Here is a 24,528-nt window from a genome sequence, read left to right as displayed (position 1 = left end):
TCCCTAACTCGTCATTTCCGCGCCAACGCGATGCCGTTTCCGACGCGAGAAAGAATCGACTCCAGGTGGGTCATCGTCGCTGTCATCGCCATGCCTCCCGCTGCACTGTAAGTCTGACCCGCCCGTATCATCGCCAGACGAACCTCGTCGTCGCCGAGCAACGCGCCAAGCTGCGACTGCAAATCGGCGGCGTCATCGACCAACCGGGCTGCACCACAGGATACCAAGTCTGTAGAAATTTGCTGAAAATTTGACATGTGCGGGCCCATGAGGAGGGCACACCCGAGTCGGGCCGGTTCCAACGGGTTTTGCCCGCCTCGTCCGATCAAGGACTTCCCGATGAAAGCAATTGGGCACAGCCGGTACCACAACCCCATTTCCCCAAGGGTATCAGCGATGTAAACGGTCGTATCGCGCCCGATTTCCTCCCCCCGAGACCGCAGGGCCGCCGTAGTCCCGCGGGCATCTAACGTCCTGCAAACTTCCGCACCCCGCTCTGGATGCCGGGGTACGATGATGGTCAACAGGTTGGGAAACCGGTGCAACAGCGCATGGTGGGTTTCAGCCACGACAACCTCTTCGCCCGCATGCGTACTCGCCGCGATCCAACGAGGTCGATCGCCGACTGCCGCTTGAACCGCGTCGAGCGTCGTCTTATCGACCCCGAGCGGCGGTGACGCGTCCTTGATGTTTCCAGTGGCAACGACGTGCAGCGCCCCGAGTGCGCGCAAGTACTCGGCGTCGCGATCGGATTGACCCAGACAAACCTCAAAACAGGCGAGCAGGTCAGCGATGACCGGCCGAAGTGCGGACCACCGAGCGTAGGAGTCAGGCGAGACACGACCGTTGACCAGGGCAGCCGGGATTGCGCGATGCGCGAGCCCAAGCAAAAGGTTCGGCCAGAACTCGGATTCCAAGAGGAGTGCCGCGTCCGGTTGCCAGTGATCGAGAAAACGTCGAGCGACCATTGGTAAGTCGACCGGCGCAAATTGATGGATTACGAAGGGAGGAAGTTGGGACGCCAGAAGGTTTGCCGACGTAACGGTGCTCGTCGTCAATAGGAACCGAAGGGCCGTATGCCGTTTGTGTATCTCGTCGATCAGGAGCAGGGCGGCAAGGCCCTCGCCAACCGACGCCGCATGGACCCAAACCAAGGTCCCCGAGGGACGATCTGCTCGGGTGTGTCCAAGGCGCTCTCCTATTCGCTGCGGGTCTTCCTTTCCAAGCGCCATGCGCTGACGCAATTTTCGTCGCACGACAGGTCCGGCCAAATAACCGGCGACGCGATAGGACGAGAGCCCCAGCGTTCCCGCTAGGCTCATGCGAGACCGAGTTCGGTTTCCAACGCACCACAAAGCATTTGGCCGAGCGTAACATGCATTTCTTGTGTGCGCGCCGTCGTGCTGGAAAGCGCTGGGAGCAACGGATTCGCCAACCCAGCAAGGCCGCCCCCATCCCTATCGTCGAGCACGGCAATGCTAAGTTTCATTTTCTTCGGTTGGCAAAGGCCTGGGATTGTGTTGGCCGACCAACCTGATAGGGCAGTCTCTCGAACAACTGATCCACACTTTACAAACGCCTGATCAAGGGACCCTGGGACGTTCATGCCGAATGTTTGCCAAGATATTTGAACCAATCGCTGGTGGCTGCAGCGATTGAATCGGGTTCCCAGACAGGAGCATCGCGCCAGTAATCAATATTCTCCAGAAGCATCGATATTCCCGTTTCGATGCCGGTCTTCGGACGCCAGCCCAAAAGGCTTCGAATCTTACTGATATCGGCGAACGTCTTGTCTGGCTCGCCCGGGCGTTTCGGTATGAAAGCTCTTTGACCTCCAAGAAAATCAACAACCCGATTGACGGAAACTGTCACACCCGATCCAACATTCATTATCTCGCTCGTCACGTTGCTTGCCGCCGCTGCGTAAACGGCATCGGCGACGTCTGTTACGTACGTGAAGTCACGGGATTGCTCCCCATTGCCCACAACGGTGAACGGTTTACCCGCAAGTTTTTGAGCCAGAAAAACCCCGAACATCGCACCGTAGGTCCCTGAAGTACGCGAGCGCGGGCCGTAAACGTTGAAGAAGCGCAGAGATACCGCTGGAAGGTCGTATACTTGAGCCCAATGCATCACCAATTGCTCGCCAAGCAGCTTGGTTAGCGCGTACGGATATTGCGGCCTCATTTCTGCGGTTTCCCGTGTCGGAAAATCGTCGGGAATGCCGTAGCAGGACGATGACGCAGCGTACACGAACCTCTTCACCCCCGCAGCGTTTGCTGCCTGAAGCACATTGAACGTGCCGTCCACATTCGCGCGATAATACCCCTCGGGGTTTTGGATTGAAGGCACTATATCGGCAAGTGCGGCGAGGTGAATCACCCAATCTACTTTGTCGAAGGCGCCAACCCACGATCCGGGTTGTGCAATATCAGCCTCGACGACAGTGAGGCGCCGCGCCACGTGAACAATGTTTGCCGGCCGACCTGTAGAATAGTTATCGATGACAATGACCTCGTGACCCTCATCGAGCAGCCGGTCCACCACGTGACTACCGATGAAACCCGCTCCGCCAGTGACGAGGGTTCTCACAATGTGCCTAATTCCATCCGACCGCCGAGATACAACAGGTGTTTCACAGGACTAGCGATCCACATCAAGTTCTACTCTCTGACAAGGTTAGTACCAGTATCCCTCTGCCACTCGGCTAAGCAACCTCGTTGCGTGGAAAAATACCATCATGGACAACACTTTGGATACGCTGACAACTGCCGATCATGGTATGCTGCGCAAACGCTAGCCCCCCGTCAAACAAACACACCGCAATGCGCACGTTTCTCTTCAGTTTCCTCAGTGTGGTTCTTGTCGGATGTGTAGTAGTCATCGGCAGCCGCGGAAGTTCGATCCTACCGGATCCTTTCGCACGGAGCGCGGAATCCAAATCAACGAACCTCGACCTGCTCGACAAATTCGATTTGGCGGCGCTCAAGACCAAACATGCTGCCGATGTGCCGCAGTACGAAGTTGGTCTTTTCGGTAATAGCAGGATCGTCGGCGTGTCAGAGGACGACCTTCCCGGCATGTTGCCCGGGACTGTCTTCAACTTTGGCGTTCCCGGTTCCTCCTTTCGCGACAGCGTCGCATTGGTCGAGTACTTGGCGGACAAGAGGGCGCTCCCGGGGACAGTTGTCATAAGCCTGGATAACCTCGCCCTAAACCAGGTGTCGGAGGCGAAGTTCCCAGGCCTTGGTGATCGCATTCGTGTCGCGGCGAACGATCTGTCCCGACTGATCGCAAACCGCGAGCCTAAACTTACGGTTCAATCCTTCATCGACCACATACGAGCAGAAAAAGCCCAGTTAACAGAAACATTCAGTTTCGATTACCTCTTCGCCCGGCTGAAGCACTCCTTCCCGGCATTGAGCTCAAACGAAGACGGCGTGCGCTATCGACGCGACGGCAGCCGCAGCCTTAGCGCCGAAGATCTCGGACGCACTTCAAGCGAGGTGAAGTCGACGCTTACGATTCCGGCCCCCTTCGTGCTGTGGCCAGACTATTTTGCGGGAGATCTGGCACGACTGGCCAAAGTTGACAGAAGTGGCAGTCAGATATTCATTTTTGAATCACCGCTAGCACCCGGCACTGTTCTGGATGGCCCCCCTTCGCAGCTTGAACATGTCCAAGTACTGCGCCGAGTATTCGTCGAGCAGTGCGACCAGCTGCAGCTAAATTGTGTAACTGCCGAGGCCTTCGAGCCGTTTCAAAATGACGCCACGTGGCTCGACCAGACACATGCCCCAGCCAAATCATTAGGACGGTTTGTCGTTTCGCTGGCTGTCGGAGGGGTCGGCTCCTGATGCTGTTCAACGACCTTGGCTTCCTCTTCCTCTTTCTACCACTCGTCCTTTTCGGTTTTTTCCTTGCACCGGCCAAACTCCGGGCCTGGCTTCTTATTTTCGCTTCGTTCGTCTTCTATGGTTGGTCAGGCCTAGAACATGCCGCCGTTCTAGCTGCGGGGATGGTTTGGGTTTATCTGCTGACGCTATCACACGTGATGCGCGGAGGCTGGCTGCGGCTTGTGATCGTAATCATCGGGCCCGCAGGAGCGCTCGTGTATTACAAATACGCGGCTTTCCTTGAAGCGTCCGTTCGCGGCCTATTGCTCGGCGATCAGGGGATCAAGGAGTTCTCGCTATTCGACAACGTCCTCCTGCCTGCGGGCATCTCGTTCTTTACATTCCAGTTAATCGCCTTCGCAATCGACCGCTACAGGGGCAACATCGACGAACAACCCCGATTTCGCGAGTTGGCCCTCTATGTGAGTTTCTTTCCTCAACTCGTGGCAGGCCCGATCCTCAGATTCGAACAAGTGGTCGCTCCCATCCGCCGATTGGCAGAGTTCCGTCCCACACTATCGGACGTATACATCGCGACGGCATATTTCATTGTGGGAATCGGCTCAAAGGTCCTGCTGGCGGATGGTATTTCTAACGCAATGGCGTCGTTCTCCGAGTCACCGGCGGCACTTTCCGCAAGTGGCGCAGCATTTGTCACGCTGGGCTACAGCTTACAGATCTATTTTGACTTCTACGGCTACTCGTTGGCCGCGATTGGACTCGGTCGTCTGTTCGGCTTCCACTTTCCCGACAACTTTCTGCGGCCCTACGACAGTCTAAACCCGCGCGAGTTCTGGCGACGCTGGCACGTGACACTTTCCTATTGGATCCGTGACTACCTCTACTTGCCAATGGGCGGTAATCGACATTACGTCCGTAACATTACCATTGTGTTTGCAATTGTGGGCCTGTGGCATGGCGCCGGGTGGAACTTCGTGGTCTGGGGCCTCTACCACGGCGGGCTCGTAGGGGGCTACCATCTCATACGCCCTGCATGGGACCGTCTTCCAAGACTCCTGCAGTGGTTGCTCAACTTTACATTGGTGAGTCTGGGGTGGAGCCTTTTCCTCTACGACTTCGGCGGCGCCGGTGCCCTATTGACGAGTTTGGTCGGACTGGGTGGCGAGGCAACACCCGGACCGACCGGCTGGGTCATTGTCGCTGCTGCCTTCGCAGTCTGCTTTGGCGTAAATTACGAGCGACTGATCGAGAAGGGGCGTAGCATGGGTTGCGGCACCGCTATCGGATTTGGCGTGGTTGCCGCGGTTATTGCCGTCACGACACTCCTGTTTATCGACGACTCAAACACCTTCATCTACTTCCGGTTTTAGACTTGCACGGTGGTGCGGGAAGGCGGGGTCCCAATTTCCGCTGGAACGGGCTTGTTTCGACGAGCGAGAATGCCAGGACTCCCATTGCTTCTGCCTCGTAGAGCAAGGAGGAATTCATGCCCATAACCGCATCGACCGCAAGCGCGACTTCAACAGGTGTACCGCTACTACTCTCCAACACCCGCGGAAAGGTGCTCGCCTCATAGGCCAAATATTTATTTTTTGAGTCCCGCGGGTGGGGACGAATGACGACTAGTGACCTCGCCGGATCGCCCGCTATCTCTTGGGGTAGTCCGTCGTCGCGAATCATATCAATCAGGCACTCAAGGGCGCGAAACTCGTCAGGACTACGCCCCTTTAGGAACACCTCAGTCTCCCGAACTGGTTCCGATGCGTAGAGGACGACCCTGTCGTCCGGCGAAGCTCCCCAAGCCTCGCGAAGCTCAGCTCGTTTTTCGCGCGCTTCGCTCTGAAGTCTTTTTACCCTGTCCAAGTGCAAAGGCCCCACGACCCGAACAGACTCCGGTGAGAAGCCAAGTTCCTCAAGCAGACGTTTCCCTTCTTCGCTCGGGACATGAACAAAATCAGGACGAACGAACTCGCCATCGCGTCCTTGGAAACGCTCCTCTACCAATACCATCCGGTCCATGACGACATGCGAGGGAATGCCGCAGCGTCTAGCGGCTAGCCAAATCGCTCTGTCGGTCTGCTCCTGGCCTTCTCCCCCCGTCGCCGTAACAACCACGTTGATGGAGTTGCGGACAAGCCACTCAGCGATGTAACTGACCGCACTGGCATCAGCGGACCTACAGTCCCGGTGGACCTCCAGCCAGTCTGTCGCGGGAATGCCGGCGGCTCGCCATACCGGAAGTGCAAATTCCCGAGCATATACCATCAGCTCAAGGGTACTGCTGTCGGAGACCAGCGACTCCATTAGATGTACCGCGGCTTCAGCCATTTGAAGACTAGTAATATCCAGGCGTCCGGTTAGGAGATCGTGGACGGCCACAACCACGTTCGCTCCCCCTGCATCCCGTGAGAACATGAGCATGCGGGTAGTTGGTCCAGTGCTCATGGGCGAGAATCAGTCTTCATTGTCGCGACGGTAACCGCGCAAGTCGTCGAGGCGAGCGAAAACCTTATTGAACGCCCGTGCAACATCGTCGAGGTCTTCTTTGGCGAGCGAAGGCTTCATAAGGTCGTGGGTGATCACCGTTGCGTGCGACCGTTCCGCATTCGGGCAAATACCGGCGCTATAGTCCACATCTCCCCCATAGTGCGGACACCTGAACGGGCAAGAGACATCCCCGAACGCCGTTTTCGTCTGGAACATGGGAAGCATGTAGAGCGGGCCACCATACCCATAGTTTATCAGTGTGCCTTCGTCCTCTCTAAGCTCGTAGGGGGCCAATTCAGCCCTCAGGGCATCAACCAACAGCGGGCGAGGAACGCCAGTTTCATCTTCATCATAAAACATGTGATGAAAGTAGTAGCAGCTGTCCCGTCCAGGCGCCGTCTTGGGGATCGTAACGCCGGGAAAATCGTCAAACGCGCCCTCCAGGTATGCAACATTCTCGCGACGGCGCCGCACAAGGTCCGGCGCCTTTTTTATTTGGCACCGACCGATCGCCGCTTCGACTTCTGTCATCCGCAGGTTGAATCCGACCATATTTATGAGGTTGATCCCGGGCCGCCCAGCAACGACTGATTCGGCGTGGTTCCGAATTAGACGCACCCTTTCGGCAAGATCGTCGTCATTGGTCACCACCACGCCGCCCTCGCCGGTATGCACATGCTTGTGATAGTTGAGACTGAAGACACCGAGGTTCCCGATCGTGCCGAGGGGGCGTCCCTTGTAAGTACCGGTCGGCACCTGCGCGCAATCTTCAAGCACCATGAGGCCATGTTCATTTGCGATTTCCATAATTGGATCCATGTCCACTGGATTGCCTAGAATGTGGACCACAATGATTGCCTTTGTTCGCGGCGTAATTCGGTCGCGTACACTGGCAGCATCGATACAAAAAGTTGTCGGATCCACGTCGGCAAATACTGGAACGGCATTGAAAATGAGCGGTGCCGTTGCTGTCGCCGACATCGTGATCGGTGGAACGATGACCTCGTCACCCGGGCCGACGCCCATGGCCCCGGCGCATGCTAAGAGTCCGCTGGTATTGCTGTTGACCGCGACGCCATGTTTAGCGCCACACATTTCAGCCCATTCGTCTTCGAATGCCCGGACCTCGGGTCCTCCGTAGAAATGGGGATGCCAAGCCCCGAGGTACTTGGAGAGTACGCCACTCTCTAGGACCTTGCGGACTGCATCTTGCTCTTCTGCACCGATGAAATTATGCGCTGGAAACAGTTTCGTGCGGACGGGTCTGCCGCCAAGAAGGGCAAGATCACTCATGGGTCAGCTTTCATAATAGGAAGGGGAAAGTGCGATCTGCTCACAGATGCTCATCGTCGCGATAGCCGATTCGGCACCACTTCGTATCGTAGCACCGGTGCCCAGGGCCTCGCGCAGATTTTCGACAGCAAAAAAGATGGAGTCTTCCAAACCGGTCTTGATACGCTCTCCTTTGGAAGGTGTTACATGGCTCGGATAGCGGGGATCGCGTCGACTGGGTCGGACACGAAGAACGTGCCCGCTGTCCTCAATATCAATGAGCCCCTTCTCGGTGACAAGATGGACCTCGAAGACCGAAACGGCCCTGTCGTCACCGACCAGCAGTACTACGCTGGCGCCGTCAGCGGTCCGCAATACCGCCTCGTGGGACGGGTCGCTTTGGACAAAATCCCCACGCCGACCGAGTCGACCGCAGACCTCCAATGGGCCGAGTAACAAGGTCAGAAGGTCGACAATATGGCTCGCACTGTGCCGGAGCCCCTTCCCGTAGAAAACCGACCCGGCAAGGACCTTCCCCCACCGCCCGGACTTCAAGTCCTGGGCAAGTCGAATCATCGAAGGGTCCCATTGACGCCGGTAGTTTACGACTAGGATGCGATTCTGCTTCCGGTATGCATCGGCAAGTTCAACTGCTTCTTGCAATGACTCGCAAATCGGCTTTTCACAAAAGACCGCGCGAACGGACGTGGTGAGAAGTTTACGCAAACTCGTCGGATGGTCCGCCGTAGGGCTGCACACGCTCGCAACCTCAAACGCAATGCCGTCGGATAAGGCTTCGTCAATGCTCGAAAAGCCTCGGTCAACCTTCCAATATTCCATGAATTCCTTGCGGCGGGTCGCATCGGGTTCGACACATCCGACAATTTCGAAACAGCCCGACCGACGATAAGCGCCGGCATGACTGAGTACGGTGCCCCCATCGCTGTGCACTTCGTCATACCCGCCAGCAATCATCCCGCATCCGATTACCAGGACTCGAAAAGGGGAGTCAGGCATCGGCTCGATCCCAAGTGCGCTTGATCCGACGGTTTATTTCACGCAAACGGGGCTCCTGAACCGTCAGGTCGAGAATATCGGCAAGTGTGAATTCTGGGTTCTGAGGGTAGAGCAATTCGAAGATAGTCTTGATCAGGTCATAGTCCTCGGGCGTGTCGAGCGTTATAGCCAATTCGGGATCCGTCAGCTCCGGCGGCGCAGCTACGTTCTTGAGAGTGTAGAGGTTGTGGTCGTAGGCATAGAAGTAGGCACTAACATGCTCTCTATCGTTAGGCGCCTGTGTTCGGTTGGCAGCGTCCGCAAGCGCACTGGTTGAGAAAACCTGGGTGTCCATTCCGATCGAGTAGGTACGTTCAAGCCGGTTCGACACATAGTCCACGCCACTTCTGTGGTAGGCCACAATACACTCCTCGACCACCATCGGATCGATCATGGGACAATCCCCAGTCAGCTCCACGATGACGTCAACGTCATACGCTTGCGCAGCTCCTAAGACTCTGCCCATCACATCCTCCTCGCTTCCTCGAAAGCAGAAGACGCCAAGCCTTTCCGCAAGTTCTTTCAAACAGTCGTCGGTCGCGTTACTGGTCGTGGCGATAATGATGGCGTCGATCGAAGGCACACGCTTGATACGTTCAATCATGAGTTCGAGAACCGGCTTGCCCAGGATCGGCAACATGACCTTTCCTGGCAGACGCGAGGACGTCATTCGCGCCTCGATTGTCGCGCAGACTCGTTTTTTTTCAGATGATGGCATATTGGTCCGAATATTGACTATCCAGGAATCAGATCGTTTTCAGGCTGACCGTTCGCGCAAGACACAGAAACGACTTGTTTAGGACGCACAACCGTACGCAATCCATATCGAATTAGTCAGTATCGGGGCAAGAGTAGTCGCCCGAGATACCTGTTGGCATTTCATCGCGTTCCGATCCGGGAAGTGCATTCCGTTGGCTTTTGGCCCGTCGGCACAAACCTATTCTAGCCAAAACTGGACAATCCTACAGCAGGTGCCAAACGCTTCTAGAAGCAGAATAGACCGTTGTGAGGGCGACAAGATCACTCGGCGTGAACCTGTGCATCTAGTGCCGAGGGTACTGTTTCCTTGCCGCTTCTCGCTAACACCGCTCTCTCGAATCGTTCGGACTTGTCGCGACGCCATCGCGTGAAGCAAGATAGCGGTCAAGACGGCGTCGACCGATAGTGGTGCGCACTGCCTCAGCCTTCGCGTCTGACGCTACTCTGCGCCGGGTTTGACCTTTGACAGATGCGTCCTTGCGAAAACCATGGCCTTTTGGATGGCAAAAGCGAACGAATCGCCACAGCGGTTCATGCCCGCGCCCTTGAGGCACCAGGGGCAGATGACTCAGACGAGTCCCAGTTTGATCTCCAGCGCACCACATAGCATCTGCCCTAGGGCTATATGCATCTCCTGAATGCGAGCGGTAGTCATTGACGGCACAATCAAAAGTGGGTCCGCCAGACCTCTCATGTCACCGCCGTCCTTTCCCCCGAACGCTGCTGCCGTCATGCCAATCTCGCGGGCCTTGGTAAGAGCTCGAACGATGTTGGGCGAACGCCCCGATGTTGATATCGCGATCGCAACGTCCTCAGGCTTACCCAACGCCTCTATTTGGCGTGAGAACAGGAATTCAAATCCTAGGTCGTTTCCAATTGCAGTCAGCGCCGAAGTGTCGGTGGTCAACGCAATCGCTGCGATGGACGGGCGATTGGTGATGAAACGAACGGTAAGCTCTGTCGCAAGGTGCTGCGCGTCGGAAGCGCTCCCGCCGTTGCCGAAAAACATTAGCTTACCGCCGCTCCTAATGGACTGGACGCAAAGCTCAAGGAGCCGCACAAAGCCGTCCTCTACCGCTAGAACTGTCTCGCGTGCGACAGTCTCATGCTCATCGAATGATTCATTGAAGTAGGTTCTGGCATCCATCAATGTCACCTATTCTTGGTTTGGGCGCTGCCGGTCGATTCGGCGCTTCCGTCGGGAAGGTTTTCGGCGCCATAGGTTTCCGAGAGAACATAATTTGTTGGGACGTACATTCGAATGGAAAGGCTTAACTTCAAAGTTATAAACGTACTAACCTGCGCCGAAGGGTTTCCAGGTAGCCTTCGAATCGCCTGCTCCCTTCGGTCAACATAGCAGGAGACACTAGCGAGTGGTCACACGGGCAGAAGATCCGATATCATGACCCGCGCCCGTCTCCTTAGGAAGTAGCGAACTAGTCAATGTGCGGCATTGTAGGTTTCTGGCGCGGGCGCCCGCTCGACGCCGCCGATCGTGTTGTCTTGGACTTGATGACCGACTCCCTGGCGCACCGAGGGCCCGACGGACGCGGAACTTGGTTGGAACCAGCAGCCGGAGTTGCACTCGGTCATCGGCGCCTAGCTATCCAAGACTTGAGCGATGCGGGCAAGCAACCCATGACATCGGCCGATGGTCGTTTTGTGCTGACCTATAACGGCGAGATCTATAACGCCCCCGCTCTCCGGGAAGTACTTCGGGGCCATCGGCATGTGTTTCGCGGCACGTCGGACACGGAGGTACTTGTCGAGGCAATTTCACATTGGGGAATCGAACAGGCTATCGAGCGAGCGGCCGGCATGTTTGCCGCGGCGGTGTGGGACAACCGTCTACGCACCCTCTACCTAGTCAGGGACAGAATTGGGATCAAACCGCTCTACTGGGGTCGGGCAGGAGATGCCATCGTCTTCTCATCCGAATTGAAAGCACTCCGACATTTTCCGGATTTCCAACCGCTGCTCGACCTCAATGCGGTTGGGGACTACTGCCGCTACGGCGTTGTCCACGCACCGCGGAGCATATTCAAAGGCATCCAAAAACTGGAGGCCGGCCACATACTCACACTCGCTGGACCGGACAAATCCACAAGCATGCGCTACTGGCAACTGCCCTCAGTTTTGCCCGACAATGCCTCCAGCATTGACGATATTTGCGGACTCCTAGACCAGATTGTCCATGAGCACCTGATCAGTGACGTTGCGATTGGCACTTTTCTTTCGGGCGGAATCGACTCCTCCCTGACAACTGCGGTCGCAAACCAAGCCCGCGCCCCCGTCCACGTTACGAGTTTTACCGTCGGCTTTGACGATCCTCGCTACGACGAAAGCCACGCAGCGAGGGCAATCGCTGAGCACCTTGGAACGAATCACGTCGAAGTTGGCGCGACACCCAAACTTGCCCTCGACCTAATCGGGCAACTGCCGGAAGTTTACGATGAGCCGTTCGCTGACTCCTCGCAACTTCCCACGCTACTCATATCGAAGCTCGCTCGAGAACATGTCGCCGTGGTTCTTTCCGGCGACGGAGGCGACGAACTATTCGCGGGATACTCCCGCTACCACTGGGTGTCTCGGATCGGCGCCCTCGGCCCACCTCCGGTACGACATATCCTTGCCCGGCTAGCCAACAACGCCGCGGGTTTAATGCCCGCGACAGTCTGCCTTCGCGACAAGCGAACGAAGCTCCGACGATTTGGCGAACTAGCTGCCCAGCCGGGACTGCTGGCGATGCACGACAATCTTCTCGCTGTATCGAGGGAGAATCTGATGCGAAACCGGGCGCACTATCCTGCCGTCCAAAAACACGGCGAAACCCCCGGGACAGTCCGTGAGATGCAGGTTAGCGACACCCTCAGCTATCTTCCGGACGACATCCTGGCCAAGGTGGACCGCGCCTCCATGGCGGTTGGCCTTGAGACGCGCGTCCCCCTCCTCGACCACCGTCTCGTAGAGCTCGCATTTTCTCTCCCAACCGAGGTCCACGTACAGAACGGTGTGGGGAAAGCACTGCCTCGGAAAATGCTGTCTCGGCACTTACCGGTTGGGCTTTACGAACGTCCAAAGCAGGGCTTCAGCGTGCCCGTCGGAGTATGGCTTGACGGCCCCTTGGCATCCTGGGCAGACGATCTACTTTCGGAATCGGCAATCAGGGCGCAGGGATTCTTCGATCCAACAGCCGTTTCAAAGATTTGGCGCGAACACAAACAAGGAGCCGTCAACCGACAGCACGAACTCTGGATGGTCCTTACCCTGCAACAATGGTCTCGGCACTGGAACGCTACGCCTTGACGCAGGTGCGCTAACGGGAACCTAGCTGACGGCTGAGTATCTCGATATTTTCGAGGTTGGCGGTATCCCGGGGACCAAGCGGAGCCTTGATCAGACTGCGTGCCCGCTCCAGCGCCGCCCTGGCTCTATCCGGCTCCCCAACCTGGAGGGCGATCGCCGCTTCCAAAACATGCGGGTTGGCCATATACCAGCCGACTTTCCGGTGCAGTAGCGAGAGTAACGACTCGACCTCGCCACGGCTCACCGATCGGCCCTTAGAAGACAGGAGTTGCTTGAGGCGCAGATCGATTAGAAGCGTATTGTGAGGCGACGCCGAGGAACTAAGAGCGAATAGACCTTCAATTTCCTCCTCCGACAAACCCTTTTCCGTCCAGAAGTCTGGGCCCGCGACCAAAACTTGGGGAAAGGCTCGAAGACGTAGTCTTGGGTCTTTATCAGATTCATCCAATGCCAGCAGAATTCGACCGGCTGCTGGCGCCAACTGGTTGTTTAGACCGTAAAGCGAGTTAAGTGCTTCAAAGGCGTCGCCCTCTGAAAACAACCAACTTGCCTTCACTACGGGGACCAATGTGATGCCTGCCGGCACAAGAAAGATTGCCATCGCCACTGCGGCCAGGCCGCCAGACCATCGACTTGTAAGGTGGACGGGTACGTTACGAGCGACCCACGCACAGATCACTAGTATTGGAACAATGGTAAACGCCTTCTCAAACGTCTGTGACACGAGTGCAAGCGGGATAGCAGCTGCAAGTACAAACCCCAAACGACCCGTCAACGTGCCCCGATCTTCCAGAACGCGTCGCATCATCGCGAGGACAAACGCGACAACAACAATTGCGCCCACTAGGCCGAAGTCGCTTGCAACCTGGAGGAGTTCGTTGTCAGCGGCACCGGCCTGACGAGCGAAGTTGTCATAGGCCGGCAGGCCAAGCTGAGGAACGAGAGAAGCGTAGGAATCCGTAAAGTCCCCCATGCGATAGAGGAAGCTACCGACGCCATGACCGAAAACCGGAGCATGACTGATTTGCACTATCGTACTAACCCAAATCTGAAGTCGGTCGCGAACGTTTATCGGCGCCTCCTGCAGGAAGCTCGCATCAACCATCAAGAATGCTGTCGTTGACAGGGTCGCGATGGCGATCAGCGTCAGGACGAAGATGGCGACTCGTTGGTGCCCTCGCCACGCCAGGGCATAGATCGCAATCGCGATCAGTGCCAATATCTGTAGATTGGCCTGTGGCACAAAAAACACGAATACCAGTGCGGCGGCGACGGTGACCCGTGCGAGATAGCGCAGCCACTGCACCTCTTGGTGTGCGAATGCCAACGATAACGCACCAGCAACAACAGTGAACTCAGCGAGAAAATTGTCGTTGCCGGTCCCGCCAAGTATCTGGTCGCTGGAGAAGACCGCCCATATCGCGATGACGCCCCACACGGAGGTGACGCCAAAGGAGAACAATATAAACTTTCCAACGGTCGGAGCCGTCCATCTCATTAAGATGTAGCTGGCCACCGCAATGCCGCCGTGAATTAACGCTAGGGCTCCGGCCCGAGGATCTGGAGTCCAGGCAAGGGAGAGGACGGCTAGACCGGCAAATCCCAGAAGAAGCATGTCAGGCAAACCGAGTTTCGGTGTTTCGACCCACTCAACCCGCATAGCCAAGACAACTGCCCAAACCATGAGTGCAACGGTGATGGCCAGCCACTTCGTCTGGTCAAACTCGTAAGCGATACTGAGAAGAAGGACATCCTTAGTCCGCCCGATCGTTGCATCCGCCCCGGCCTGTGTGATCGACACATCCGACTGGAAGAAGACAAGGGTCCCGACGGCAAGCGCCATCCCAATGGCCCATCCCGCCAAGACTGAGGTTTGTTCATGACTAGCGGGCATTTCTTCTCGCCTACGGTTTCCGCGCGACCAAAACGATCCCGCTGACGGCAAGATCTTGGTCACTGGTCTTTGCAAGGCTTCGGGCAAGTCGCGACCGTACATGTGCGGACTCACGCAAGGCTTGCTCCCGCACGTCCACGGCGAGCTCTTGCCAACATGCTGGATCAAGTTCGGTCCTGACCCCGGCAAGACGGCTCACGAGAATGCGCCCGGAAAGACCAGACTCGTTGAGCCAACGACGATAGCGGTCGACGAGAACTCTGTTGGGTCTACCGCTGTTCTGCGTCATACGCCGGTAAACGGGATCTGACACCGTCAAGAACTCGAGCGATCTGTGACGGGGAAACATTCCATGGTCGCGGAGGTCAATACGGTGAATCATCATCCCGCCGGACTTGAGCGCCGCACTCATTTGCGAAAGAGCGGCAATCGGGTCGGTAAGGTGTTCGAGTACAGCTCGCGAAACGATGAAGTCGAAGCGTCCGCCAGCGGTACCGAAGAACTGCTCCGCCGGGGTCGCCGGCAAATAGGTGAGCTGCTGAACGTTGCTCTCGGCCACGTCGCCCTGGAACAGATGCCCAAGGCCGTATGTATCCGCCAATACCTGGTAGACTGCTTGCTGATAGGCCTCATCTCGTCGAGAGTAGAACCGGTCGATAGACACGACCTCCTCCGCACCGCCTCCGAGTATCCGGAGTGCGACACCCAGGTTATCTCCCGGCCCGATTTCACAAACAGAACCTCGGAACGCTTCGATCTCACCGTATCTAAGGTAGTCCTCATAGACACGATCGATATAGGCTATACTCTTTTCGATGTTGCCATGGCGGTGGCGGGTACCCGAGGAGGTTTCGATCCGCCCCAAACGCAGACGCCGACCCATCCGATAGTCATCGACAAGAAAATAGGCGCAGTTTAGCAAGCGACTTCTGCGTATGACGGTCGATAGCCGCATTCTAGGCGAAGAAAGTGTCACGGTGATGATACGACAGGAACATTGAGTTGCGGCAGCTTCCCTCTGACAAAAAAAATTTATTGAGGCAGCGGTTTCTGACCGCCGCGAAATTGGCGGTCAGCACGGTACTCATCTATTGGGTATTCCGAAAGTTCGACTTTGGCGAGGCCTGGATCAAGCTTGAAGGGATTAGGGCCACGACGATCCTCGTTGTGTTCGGGCTCTCGGCAGTTCAGGTGGCGCTGTTGGGGCTTCGCTGGACTCTTATATGTCGTTGGTGGAATTCGAAGTTCGCCCAACGACACGGGTTTTCGACGCTGTTTGCGGGCCTTTTCTTCGGGCAGGCGATGCCATCAAGCATCGGTGGAGACGCGATTCGCGCGTTTCTCCTATTCCGGCGATATCGTTTCAGCATTTCTGAAGCGATCCTAGCGACACTGGTCGATCGGGCTGTTGGACTCGTCGCGTTGCTTCTTCTGGCCACATTGTTTGCCCCTTCGTACCTCGCGCTATATGACACCGAACTCGGAATACTGGGATGGCAGGGTGCGGCTACCGTTGCAGCGCTTGTAGGCCTCGGACTCCTTGCCCTGATCGCGTTTCGGATAGCAGCGAGGGCCGGCTTTTGGCCAAGAGTACTCGGCAAAATCCTGAGGGCACTGCCTGTAGTGCGCAAGGCAGAGCTCGTGCCCGCATTCGTACTCGGCGCGCTTTCTCATTTCGCCCTGCTGGTATCGGCTTTTATCTGGTTCTCGGAAATCTCTCCCGGGATTCCAATCAGCGCATTTTTTGTACTCGCACCGATAGGCCTTCTTCTATCGGCTCTGCCAATCTCCATCGGTGGCTGGGGCGTGCGCGAGACAAGCTTGGTATTCCTTTTTACTCGGATCGATGTCCCCGCAGCGGACGCCCTCCTGTTGGGATTGGGAATTGGCCTGTTGTCTCTCGCACAGGGACTTGTGTGTGGCACGTTGTGGGCCAGCGCCGAGCTTCTCCGACGCGATCGGAATTCTGACTTCGTCAAGCAAGAGCCGCGACGTCGCTATCTACCATTTCGCTGACCAACTGTTCGAAGGTTGTCCGCGGTTCCCAGCCGAGCTGACGTTGCGCCTTTGTTCTGTCCCCAAGCAACGCTTCGACTTCGCTCGGCCGGAAGAATTTTTCGTCGACCCGGACAAGTTCCTGTCCATCGCGGGCATCAATGCCCCGTTCATCAACGCCCTCTCCCGTCCACTCGACGCTCCTACCGGTACAGGCGAAGGCCGCTTCGACAAATTCTCTTACGCTGCGGGCCTGACCAGTCGCTATTACATAGTCGTCAGGCTCACTTTGTTGGAGCATGAGCCACATCGCCTCAACATAGTCTCGGGCATGACCCCAGTCTCGAAGCGCGTCCAAATTCCCTAAATGGATTGGAGTTCTTGAGCCCTTGGCGATTGCAGCGACGCCACGAGTGATCTTCCGGGTCACGAAGGTCTCTCCGCGGCGAGGGCTCTCGTGATTGAACAGAATGCCATTCGAAGCATGAAGCCCATACGCCTCACGATAGTTGATCGTAATCCACTGGCCGTAGAGCTTTGCAACGCCATATGGACTGCGCGGATAAAACGGAGTCAATTCAGTCTGCGGCGTTTCCTGGACCTTGCCATATAACTCGGAAGTCGACGCTTGGTAAAAGCGGCTTTCGTTGGTGCGACCAAGCACTCGAATTGCTTCGAGAAGACGGAGAGGGCCTAGCCCGTTGACGTTCGAAGTGTACTCACCCGCAGAGAAACTGTCGTGAACATGGCTCTGCGCGGCGAGGTTGTAGACCTCCGTCGGCTTGGTCTCGCTTACAATGCGGAACAGGCTGTCACTATCCGTCATATCACCCTGGTGCAGGTGAAAGCGTGGACTGCCACCTTCTTCGACCAACTTTCGGATTCGCGACTGATTATTCGTCGAGCTGCGGCGGCAGAGGCCATGTACCACGTACCCCTTGGCGAGAAGAAATTCGGCAAGATAGGACCCATCCTGCCCCGTCACGCCGGTTATGAAGGCAACACCTGTCATGAACCACCCAATTCAATGTTTTGCTTATTGACCACGACGACTGGCTCGCGCGGCCCGTCGGAAACGATCTTGCGGCATACGAATAGCTTCACGTCACCTAGGTAAACCGGCAATGCAAGGCGCTTCGGAAGAACACCTGCGATCATGCCGAACGGTTTACCAATACCCCCTGGCGCAATTTGGCCGATCTTCTCGAAGAGATATGAAATCGATGCGTAGTGGCGATACGGCTGCACGGACGCTATTTCAAAGCCGTGCGCCTCGAGAATAGTCGAGACAGTCCTGACGGAGGGGTAGAGAAGATGCATATCCATGATCCACGGCCAGTTCCGACCGAGCATTCGAGCCCAGCGGGATTCGGCATCGAGCGTGGAGAAAAGGAGATAACCGTCATCGGAGAGAAGGGATCCGATTTCGTCCAAGGTTTCGCCCGGACATGATAGGTGTTCGAAGACATCCCACATGGCAACGGTCTGGTAAGGAGGTTTAAGCCTGTCAGAAACTTCTGGAAGGCTTCCGCTGTGAACCGTATGACCTTTCTGGCGGGCTAGGGATGCAGCCCATCTCGAAGGCTCGACACCTTCGATATCCCATCCCCGGCCAGCGGCACAGTCCATGAAGACGCCGCAATAAGCACCAACCTCCAGGACCTTTCCGCGCTCGGGGACCCAGTTCGCCATCTCGTCCAGGATTCGCGAGAAAGTCTTTATTCGCGATGACTGGTTGCGGAGGTAACTCGGATCCTCAACCTCGCGATAGAGATCGAGAATTTCGCGCCCACTGGCCGGCTCTCCTGCTGCTAGAAGGCCACACATTAGGCATCTGACGACTTGGGGCTTGGACCCATGTTCCATAGACGTGCATCGATACGCTTCCACCTTTGTATCCGCACCCTGGTTCTTGGAAGGATAGACCTCCACACGGTATACAGCACCGCAATGAGGGCAGCCGCCCTTCGGCACCACCGCTCCGCCGCCCCACCGGCGCCACCCGCGCAAACGCCGCGCCGTCAGTAGAAGTAGTTTGCCAATCCCCCGAAAGACTTCGAGACGAGGAATCTTGGACCGCCCATGCAGCCGGTCGGCAAAGTGGATGGGCACCTCCCGGCAGCGAAACTTTCCGCGTGCAATCTGCCAAACGCATTCCAGGAAGAAGGTATACCCCTGCGATCGGACCGTAGCATAGTCGAGATCGACGAGCATCGAAGTTCGGAATGCTCGAAAGGATGTGGTGAGCTCGTGTACCGGCATGCCCAGCAGAAGCTTGCCAAAACGATTGGCCGACCAGCTAAGGAACTTCCGGTACCCCTTGTAGTCGCACCGACCGCCCTCCATGTACCTAGACCCGATTACAAGATCCGCTCTCTCAAGCTCCCCTAGCAATCGCGGAATATCGGCAGGACTGTGAGAAAAGTCTGCATCCATCGTGACCAGGTAGGGATAACGATGATGGATGGCGTAGGCCATTGCGAGCATGTGGGCCGTTCCAAGGCCGAGTTTTCTCGGTCGGTGCATAACTTTCAGGCGGGGTTCGGAAGCCGCGATCCGATCGAGAACTCGACCTGTACCGTCCGGTGAGTTGTCGTCGACCACGAGCATGGACACACCTAAGGGTAGCCCCAGGACCTGTCTACATAGCTCTTCAATATTATCGCGTTCATTATATGTGGCTGCGAATACCAGCGGAGGCTTGGTCGCCGACTCGCTCAAAGACATCTCATTCATTTCTGATGTTCCGCCACTGGTCGATCCTGGCCCCGGATACGCGAGACAAGCAGGATAAGGATATATGCCGCTGCAACCCCGATGCCGGGCATGATGGGAAGGCGGAACCTACCCTGAGTCGCAACTATCGCCGTCAGGGTCAATACCCCGCAGATTAGGAAGACCGCCAATCCCACGTTTCGATTGGTCGCAGACCTGGAAAAAATTAACACGACACATCCTACGACCGACAGGATGACCACTGCCGCATTGAGAATCTTCACCAGGATGCCGTATCCGACGATGAACCACGTGCCGCTCTCGTAGTAGTCACGGAGCCGCCCCATGATTCCAAGGCTCTCTTTCTCAGCACTCCCTCCAACCGCCCCTTGTTGATACCTCAGATACCAACGTTCAAAGCCTTGCGGCCCAAGGTAGACTGCCAGCGGCTCGGACGCGTAGGACAGAAACATCCTGGGGATATTCTCGATCACGGCCCATGCTGCGTGGGGAATGTTGTCGAGAATTAGATCCCTGGCAAAACGCGAAAAATACCTCTCCCTCTCTCCCTGGTTTGTAATCGCCTGAAACTCTGGATCGTTTTCGATCCCAGAAAAAATGAGCTTTGACGCCTCGTCATACGTCAGCCCCTTCTTATTCGCGATGAAGAGCGGCGCGAAGTAGTTAGTCAGATGATATCCCTTCATCCCGGCGAAGTCGGCGTTCCCCGTGATCGACTGATTTCGGATCATCCAAGGAACAACAAAGGCACCGTTGATCACAATCACAATGAGACCTGCCATCGCGATTCGGCGCGCACGTTCTACGCGCCAAGACGCCACCACGATGACGATCAGCAAAGCGACCCAAAGGTAAAGGCCGGCGGCTCGGGTAAATGTCGCCAACCCAACAAGAATCGAAACTATTGCAACCCGTCTCAAGGAAAGCCCACCATCGAGCGCTCGCACGATCGCGTAGAGCGACGCTACGACAAGTAGCGAGAACACCATGTCAGATTGGTTCCGGTTAGCCTCTGCTAGATAAATGGAGTCGAGCGCCACCATGATAACTGCAAGGAAGCCGATCGCTGGGCCTAAGCGCCTACCGAGCAGGTAAGTGAAAACGAAAACACCAAATAGCATGATGTTGTTGAGGATCACTCCGATGACTTCGTGTGCACCAAATATCGAATACAGACCAGCAAGCAAGATCACATAGAGCGGAGGGCGGTTCGTGGTGGGAGTCAGACTGTCTCCGTCGTAAAAACCGTAGACACCATGCTCAAGCAAGTTAACTGCCGCAGGGTGGTAGTAGCCTTCCGTCCAAAACCCATCCGGAAAATAGATCAAAACGTTGAGACTCGTCATGAATTGAAGGACAATCAATACTCCGAAAAGTACTGCAACCTCGAGTTTCAACCGGCTTCCCATTTGACCTACCTAGACCTTTTCTCTTTCGACGAGTACACCACTCGGCACCCCGATACACCATTCATTATTGGAATCGAATCTCCGGGCTATGCGCATTAAACCAATAGTACTTTCCGGCGGAAGCGGAACACGCCTCTGGCCGCTTTCACGCGCCCACATGCCCAAACAATTCCTCTCCATTCATGAAGATCGGACGCTCTTTCAGTATTGCTTGACCGGGCTCGCCGGCAATTCTTCGTTCCTGCCGCCGGACATAATCTGCAGCCAGGACCACCGCTTCGTTGTGCAAGACCAAATACAGGCGATCAGCGTTGGGGTCGGAAATATTGTTCTCGAGCCAATGGGACGGAATACGGGACCGGCCGTGGCGATCGGCGCGCTCCTCGCCGCGGAACAAGATCCCGACACAGTGGTCGCGGTGCTTCCGAGCGACACCTTAGTCGGGGACCCTCGCGCTCTACACAAGGCACTCCAGGAGGCTGCAACGGCTGCGCAGAGCGGTACAATTGCCGTGCTTGGGGTCAAACCCGACCGGCCAGAAACCGGCTTCGGCTATATCGAATTGGAGGAACCGCTCGATGACCGCGGTGAGTGCTACGCTGTTCGCTCTTTTGTCGAGAAGCCAAATCTCGAAGTAGCCAAGCGCCTCCTGAAGACGGGCCGCCATCTCTGGAATTGCGGCATTTTCGTCTTTTCGGCCAAACAAGCAATTGACGCTTTCGAAACCCTTGCGCCAAATCTGATCGAACAGGCTCGCAAGAGCCTTTTTTCGGGCTCACGAAGTGCAGGCTTAGTCACCTTGAACGAGTCGGAGATGGCAAAGACGCCAAGTGTCTCCTTTGACAACGCAGTGCTCGAACGGCATTCCAATCTCGCAGTATCCGAACTCCAGACCACGTGGAACGATCTTGGATCATGGCAATCGGTAGCCTCGATCTCGGAAACCGATGTCCAGGGCAACACAACGATCGGAGACGTGATTTCCATCGACGTGTCCTCAAGCTACCTTCGCTCCGAGGGCCCCGTCCTTGCCGCGCTTGGGCTAAAGAACATCCTGGTCGTTGCAACCGAAGATTCGGTTCTGGTGACAGACATCAACCACACCCAGAAGGTAAGAGACCTAGTTTCGTTGATGTCGAAGGAAAACCGTACCGAGCACCTCGTGGCAAGAACCGCCTACCGCCCGTGGGGGCACTACAAAGAACTGGATCGTGGCCCGGGCTTTCGGGTCAAGCTAGTTCACGTCAAACCGGATGGCGCGTTATCGCTACAGCGCCACCATCATCGGTCAGAGCATTGGGTCATCGTTTCGGGCGTCGCCAAAGTTACGCGCGGCGAAGATGTCTTCGAGTTACGGCAAGATGAATCGACTTTCATACCCAAGATGACTAAGCACCGCTTGGAGAACCCTTCTAAGGAGCCCCTTAATCTCATCGAGGTCCAAACCGGTCCGATTCTTGAGGAATCCGACATCGAGCGTTTCAGCGACGTCTATGGGCGCATCGGATAGGCTAGCGCTCAAGATGCCACGGCACTTCGGTAAAGGTTCTCGTACGTCTTTATAGCTGCCTCCAAAGAGTAGTCGCGTTCGATACGCTCCTTGGCCTTTGTGCCCAGGGAATGCCTTAACGAAGAATCTTCAGCCATCCTTTCCATCGCGCTCGCAAGTTCTCTGGGTCGGCCCGGAGAGATTAGGATGCCCGTATCAGCCATGAGGCGGGCGGTATCCCCGACGTCCGTCGCAATGCAGGGAACGCCGGCCGCCATCGCTTCGCCAACGACGCTTGGCAGACCCTCGCCCAACGATGTAGAAACCAAACAATCCACAGCCCCTAGAAGCCAAGTGACATCACGCCTCTCACCAAGCAAATGCAGACGCCGACCGAGTACTGGGTCGGCTGCCCAAGATGCGTACTTGGGAGTGTCAGGCGTTACCCCCTCCCCGACGAGCATGAAACGGGCCCGTGGCACGCTTGTCAGGAGCGACCTTGCGGCCTGTAAAAAGGTAAGGTGATCCTTGATGGGGTCGTCCCGGGCAACCATCGCGAACACGACGTCGTCGGGGGCAAAACCGAGAGCCGAGCGCGCAGCCGCATCCGCGCCAGCTGTCAGTTGGAAGCCATTCGCAATGAGTTCCCACCTACGCGGCACATAGCCAAAGATCTGATGCACCTTCTTACCGGCTACCGAGTTAACGACCACAGCCGTCGGTCGTTGAGACAAACGTACCAAGAGGAAGAGAATCACCCTCATCTGCAAGCGCTCGTGTTCCGGACCCATAGTGGAACAGCGAATGTTCCAAAGGACCGGAAGTTTCCCCAGAGTCAGCGCCGTCAGAGTTCCCAGCAGATCGCTGTGGTATAACCACGTCTGTAGTACGTCGATGTTTGCCCGTTCCAGTAGCCGTCGGAGGCGCAGCACACCGACGGGGTTGGGCGACCCCGGCCTCATTCCGAGAGATGAAACTGCTACGCCCAGCTTTTCGAATTCAGGCGCCATGGTGCCGCCGTCGGTCATTGAAATGACATGGCTTTCAAAGAGCGACCGATCCATACCGGCAACAAGTTTGTAAAGCATGGACTGGGCGCCGCCGACAGTTAGAGACGTGATGAGGTGAGCGACTCGGATTTTCCTCATGTCTTCATAACTCGGCGTATATTTTTTCCATGCGCTCCAATAGCGAGGCATGTGAAAAGTCACGTACAATCCGCTTCCGGTGACGTGCCGTTGTCTGCGCAAGAAGCTCCGGTGTTTGCTGAAGCGATTGGTACCAGGCGGCTGCCAGTGCATCGGGCTCGCCAGGACGAACAATCCTGTTATCGTCGCTAACGATCCGCCGCGCGTCACCTACATCGGTCGCGACCACCGGCACCTCACACGCAATGGCCTCGGCGAGGACATTGGGGAATCCCTCTCCATACGAAGACGTCAAGGTCACAAGGTCGAACGCATTCATCGCAACTTCGACATTGTCAACCGGCTCCGACCAGCGGATCCGATCTTGAAGCCCGAGATCGACCGCCAATCGCCGCATGGCGGCACCATAGGCCTGACTTCCACCTCCCAGACAGACAAACACCGCCTCCGGCATCCGCTCGACGAGCGCCATTGCTGCATGGAGAAACGTTGGATGATCTTTCATCGGATCTAGGCGAGCGACGAGACCGATAAGAGGACCTTTGAACGGCCCAAGCCAGGACGTTCGAAGCTTCCTCGCCTCATCGCGGCGTCTGCAGAAACGCACCACATCAATGCCGTTTCCCACAACAGTGACCTTTCCGGCACGCATACCTTGGCGAATTGCATGCTCCTTGCCCGCCGTGGAGTTCGCCACGATAAGATCCGCCCGCGTCGCTAACATCCGCTCGAGACGCAGCGCGACAACGTGGGCCCAGTCATAGCGACCCGCATCCATGTTCGACGCCCTGATGCCCCAAATCAAACGTCCCCCACTGCCCTTTCTCCGCGCGAGGGCCGCCGCGACATTGGGCGGACCGAGGAACGAATGGATGACATCCGGCGATGCATCCGCAAAGGCCCGGCGCAGGCGCGATAGGAAGGCGACTATGTCCCAGCGGCCTGCCTTTCCGAGTACGCGGTGGACGACACCCTCATTGAACTGAAGCCTACTGTTTTCTTGGCCTGGATAGAACGTCAGCACGGTCACGGCGTGACCTCTGGATGCCATGGCGTTTGCGAGCATGGCCAACTGCAGTTCTGCACCGCCAAGTTCCATCGCTCTCGTTAGATAAACGAT

20 protein-coding genes are annotated in these 24,528 nt (G+C 56.5%); 5 read left to right on the top strand and 15 right to left on the bottom strand.

Annotated features, from left to right (window positions below; all coding sequences use genetic code 11):
- Positions 1 to 11: 11 nt before the first annotated feature.
- The 3 genes from RID42_07630 to RID42_07620 form a co-directional block, all read right to left on the bottom strand.
- Entirely contained in the window at positions 12 to 1,322 is a 1,311-nt protein-coding gene (locus tag RID42_07630) for a 3-deoxy-D-manno-octulosonic acid transferase (GenBank protein ID MEQ8247539.1), read from the bottom strand.
- Positions 1,319 to 1,489, bottom strand: coding sequence for a hypothetical protein (locus RID42_07625; protein MEQ8247538.1), 171 nt, complete (start codon positions 1,487 to 1,489; stop codon positions 1,319 to 1,321). Before RID42_07625 ends, RID42_07630 begins: the two co-directional genes overlap by 4 nt.
- Before the next feature lie 113 nt (positions 1,490 to 1,602).
- Positions 1,603 to 2,592, bottom strand: a complete 990-nt coding sequence (locus tag RID42_07620) for an SDR family oxidoreductase (GenBank protein MEQ8247537.1) — start codon at positions 2,590 to 2,592, stop codon at positions 1,603 to 1,605.
- A gap of 233 nt (positions 2,593 to 2,825) precedes the next feature.
- Between RID42_07620 and RID42_07615 the strand changes: the two genes are divergently transcribed.
- Together RID42_07615 and RID42_07610 are read left to right on the top strand one after the other, a co-directional pair.
- Positions 2,826 to 3,857: a hypothetical protein gene (locus RID42_07615; protein MEQ8247536.1), complete on the top strand. Its 1,032-nt coding sequence runs from the start codon at positions 2,826 to 2,828 to the stop codon at positions 3,855 to 3,857.
- Positions 3,857 to 5,227: an MBOAT family O-acyltransferase gene (locus RID42_07610; GenBank protein MEQ8247535.1), complete on the top strand. Its 1,371-nt coding sequence runs from the start codon at positions 3,857 to 3,859 to the stop codon at positions 5,225 to 5,227. Before RID42_07615 ends, RID42_07610 begins: the two co-directional genes overlap by 1 nt.
- Here the strand turns inward: RID42_07610 and RID42_07605 are convergent.
- The 5 genes from RID42_07605 to RID42_07585 all read right to left on the bottom strand — a co-directional run bounded on the left by RID42_07605 (position 5,208) and on the right by RID42_07585 (position 10,578).
- Entirely contained in the window at positions 5,208 to 6,185 is a 978-nt protein-coding gene (locus RID42_07605; protein ID MEQ8247534.1) for a hypothetical protein, read from the bottom strand. The two genes, RID42_07610 and RID42_07605, sit on opposite strands and share 20 nt — an antisense overlap.
- 126 nt (positions 6,186 to 6,311) lie before the next feature.
- Positions 6,312 to 7,637: a DegT/DnrJ/EryC1/StrS family aminotransferase gene (locus RID42_07600; GenBank protein MEQ8247533.1), complete on the bottom strand. Its 1,326-nt coding sequence runs from the start codon at positions 7,635 to 7,637 to the stop codon at positions 6,312 to 6,314.
- A gap of 3 nt (positions 7,638 to 7,640) precedes the next feature.
- Positions 7,641 to 8,633, bottom strand: coding sequence for a Gfo/Idh/MocA family oxidoreductase (locus RID42_07595; protein MEQ8247532.1), 993 nt, complete (start codon positions 8,631 to 8,633; stop codon positions 7,641 to 7,643).
- Positions 8,626 to 9,342: a glycosyltransferase family protein gene (locus RID42_07590; protein MEQ8247531.1), complete on the bottom strand. Its 717-nt coding sequence runs from the start codon at positions 9,340 to 9,342 to the stop codon at positions 8,626 to 8,628. Before RID42_07590 ends, RID42_07595 begins: the two co-directional genes overlap by 8 nt.
- Before the next feature lie 657 nt (positions 9,343 to 9,999).
- On the bottom strand, positions 10,000 to 10,578 hold the full coding sequence (locus tag RID42_07585) for a D-sedoheptulose 7-phosphate isomerase (GenBank protein ID MEQ8247530.1): 579 nt from the start codon (positions 10,576 to 10,578) through the stop codon (positions 10,000 to 10,002).
- Positions 10,579 to 10,874: 296 nt separating this feature from the next.
- On the opposite strand from RID42_07585, the gene asnB reads away from it, so the two are divergent.
- Positions 10,875 to 12,737 (top strand): asparagine synthase (glutamine-hydrolyzing), encoded by a 1,863-nt coding sequence (gene asnB / locus RID42_07580; protein MEQ8247529.1) that lies wholly within the window; start codon positions 10,875 to 10,877, stop codon positions 12,735 to 12,737.
- A gap of 10 nt (positions 12,738 to 12,747) precedes the next feature.
- On the opposite strand, the gene RID42_07575 is transcribed toward asnB, so the two are convergent.
- On the bottom strand, positions 12,748 to 14,580 hold the full coding sequence (locus tag RID42_07575; GenBank protein MEQ8247528.1) for a hypothetical protein: 1,833 nt from the start codon (positions 14,578 to 14,580) through the stop codon (positions 12,748 to 12,750).
- Between the two features lie 61 nt (positions 14,581 to 14,641).
- The gene (locus tag RID42_07570) at positions 14,642 to 15,514 is read right to left on the bottom strand and encodes a methyltransferase domain-containing protein (GenBank protein MEQ8247527.1); all 873 of its coding nucleotides are present in this window, start codon (positions 15,512 to 15,514) and stop codon (positions 14,642 to 14,644) included.
- A 119-nt stretch (positions 15,515 to 15,633) separates the two neighbouring features.
- Between RID42_07570 and RID42_07565 the strand changes: the two genes are divergently transcribed.
- Entirely contained in the window at positions 15,634 to 16,647 is a 1,014-nt protein-coding gene (locus RID42_07565) for a lysylphosphatidylglycerol synthase transmembrane domain-containing protein (GenBank protein MEQ8247526.1), read from the top strand.
- Here RID42_07565 and gmd read toward each other — a convergent pair.
- From gmd to RID42_07550, 3 genes are read right to left on the bottom strand one after another with little or no spacing between them, the layout of a single operon-like run.
- Positions 16,607 to 17,638 (bottom strand): GDP-mannose 4,6-dehydratase, encoded by a 1,032-nt coding sequence (gene gmd / locus RID42_07560; GenBank protein MEQ8247525.1) that lies wholly within the window; start codon positions 17,636 to 17,638, stop codon positions 16,607 to 16,609. The two genes, RID42_07565 and gmd, sit on opposite strands and share 41 nt — an antisense overlap.
- Positions 17,635 to 19,353: a glycosyltransferase gene (locus RID42_07555; protein MEQ8247524.1), complete on the bottom strand. Its 1,719-nt coding sequence runs from the start codon at positions 19,351 to 19,353 to the stop codon at positions 17,635 to 17,637. The genes gmd and RID42_07555 overlap by 4 nt, the downstream gene beginning before the upstream one ends.
- Before the next feature lie 5 nt (positions 19,354 to 19,358).
- Complete coding sequence (locus RID42_07550) at positions 19,359 to 20,759, bottom strand: glycosyltransferase family 39 protein (protein ID MEQ8247523.1); 1,401 nt, start codon at positions 20,757 to 20,759, stop codon at positions 19,359 to 19,361.
- 100 nt (positions 20,760 to 20,859) lie between these two features.
- On the opposite strand from RID42_07550, the gene RID42_07545 reads away from it, so the two are divergent.
- Positions 20,860 to 22,281, top strand: coding sequence for a mannose-1-phosphate guanylyltransferase/mannose-6-phosphate isomerase (locus RID42_07545; protein MEQ8247522.1), 1,422 nt, complete (start codon positions 20,860 to 20,862; stop codon positions 22,279 to 22,281).
- Between the two features lie 8 nt (positions 22,282 to 22,289).
- Here RID42_07545 and RID42_07540 read toward each other — a convergent pair whose 3' ends face one another.
- Both RID42_07540 and RID42_07535 read right to left on the bottom strand, forming a co-directional pair.
- Entirely contained in the window at positions 22,290 to 23,408 is a 1,119-nt protein-coding gene (locus RID42_07540; GenBank protein ID MEQ8247521.1) for a glycosyltransferase, read from the bottom strand.
- 4 nt (positions 23,409 to 23,412) lie between these two features.
- Positions 23,413 to 24,507 carry a glycosyltransferase gene (locus RID42_07535; GenBank protein MEQ8247520.1) on the bottom strand — a complete coding sequence of 365 codons (1,095 nt, stop codon included), beginning with the start codon at positions 24,505 to 24,507 and terminating at the stop codon, positions 23,413 to 23,415.
- Positions 24,508 to 24,528: the final 21 nt, after the last annotated feature.

This window comes from Alphaproteobacteria bacterium (genome assembly GCA_040216735.1).
Taxonomy (GTDB): Bacteria; Pseudomonadota; Alphaproteobacteria; order SHVP01; family SHVP01; genus CALJDF01.
The sequence above is the reverse complement of the archived record's forward strand: the minus strand, read 5'-3'. Positions and strand labels throughout refer to the sequence as shown.

Bases quoted from the DNA above. Each gene is read 5' to 3' on its own strand.
- RID42_07570 (MEQ8247527.1), bottom strand. From the start codon at position 15,514: ATGGGTCGGCGTCTGCGTTTGGGGCGGATCGAAACCTCCTCGGGTACC.
- RID42_07535 (MEQ8247520.1), bottom strand. From the start codon at position 24,507: ATGGAACTTGGCGGTGCAGAACTGCAGTTGGCCATGCTCGCAAACGCC.
- gmd (MEQ8247525.1), bottom strand. From the start codon at position 17,638: ATGACAGGTGTTGCCTTCATAACCGGCGTGACGGGGCAGGATGGGTCC.
- RID42_07585 (MEQ8247530.1), bottom strand. From the start codon at position 10,578: ATGGATGCCAGAACCTACTTCAATGAATCATTCGATGAGCATGAGACT.
- RID42_07540 (MEQ8247521.1), bottom strand. From the start codon at position 23,408: ATGAGGAAAATCCGAGTCGCTCACCTCATCACGTCTCTAACTGTCGGC.
- RID42_07610 (MEQ8247535.1), top strand. From the start codon at position 3,857: ATGCTGTTCAACGACCTTGGCTTCCTCTTCCTCTTTCTACCACTCGTC.
- RID42_07590 (MEQ8247531.1), bottom strand. From the start codon at position 9,342: ATGACGTCCTCGCGTCTGCCAGGAAAGGTCATGTTGCCGATCCTGGGC.
- RID42_07575 (MEQ8247528.1), bottom strand. From the start codon at position 14,580: ATGGCGCTTGCCGTCGGGACCCTTGTCTTCTTCCAGTCGGATGTGTCG.
- RID42_07625 (MEQ8247538.1), bottom strand. From the start codon at position 1,489: ATGAAACTTAGCATTGCCGTGCTCGACGATAGGGATGGGGGCGGCCTT.
- RID42_07600 (MEQ8247533.1), bottom strand. From the start codon at position 7,637: ATGAGTGATCTTGCCCTTCTTGGCGGCAGACCCGTCCGCACGAAACTG.
- RID42_07605 (MEQ8247534.1), bottom strand. From the start codon at position 6,185: ATGGCTGAAGCCGCGGTACATCTAATGGAGTCGCTGGTCTCCGACAGC.
- RID42_07630 (MEQ8247539.1), bottom strand. From the start codon at position 1,322: ATGAGCCTAGCGGGAACGCTGGGGCTCTCGTCCTATCGCGTCGCCGGT.
- RID42_07595 (MEQ8247532.1), bottom strand. From the start codon at position 8,633: ATGCCTGACTCCCCTTTTCGAGTCCTGGTAATCGGATGCGGGATGATT.
- asnB (MEQ8247529.1), top strand. From the start codon at position 10,875: ATGTGCGGCATTGTAGGTTTCTGGCGCGGGCGCCCGCTCGACGCCGCC.
- RID42_07555 (MEQ8247524.1), bottom strand. From the start codon at position 19,353: ATGTCTTTGAGCGAGTCGGCGACCAAGCCTCCGCTGGTATTCGCAGCC.
- RID42_07615 (MEQ8247536.1), top strand. From the start codon at position 2,826: ATGCGCACGTTTCTCTTCAGTTTCCTCAGTGTGGTTCTTGTCGGATGT.
- RID42_07545 (MEQ8247522.1), top strand. From the start codon at position 20,860: ATGCGCATTAAACCAATAGTACTTTCCGGCGGAAGCGGAACACGCCTC.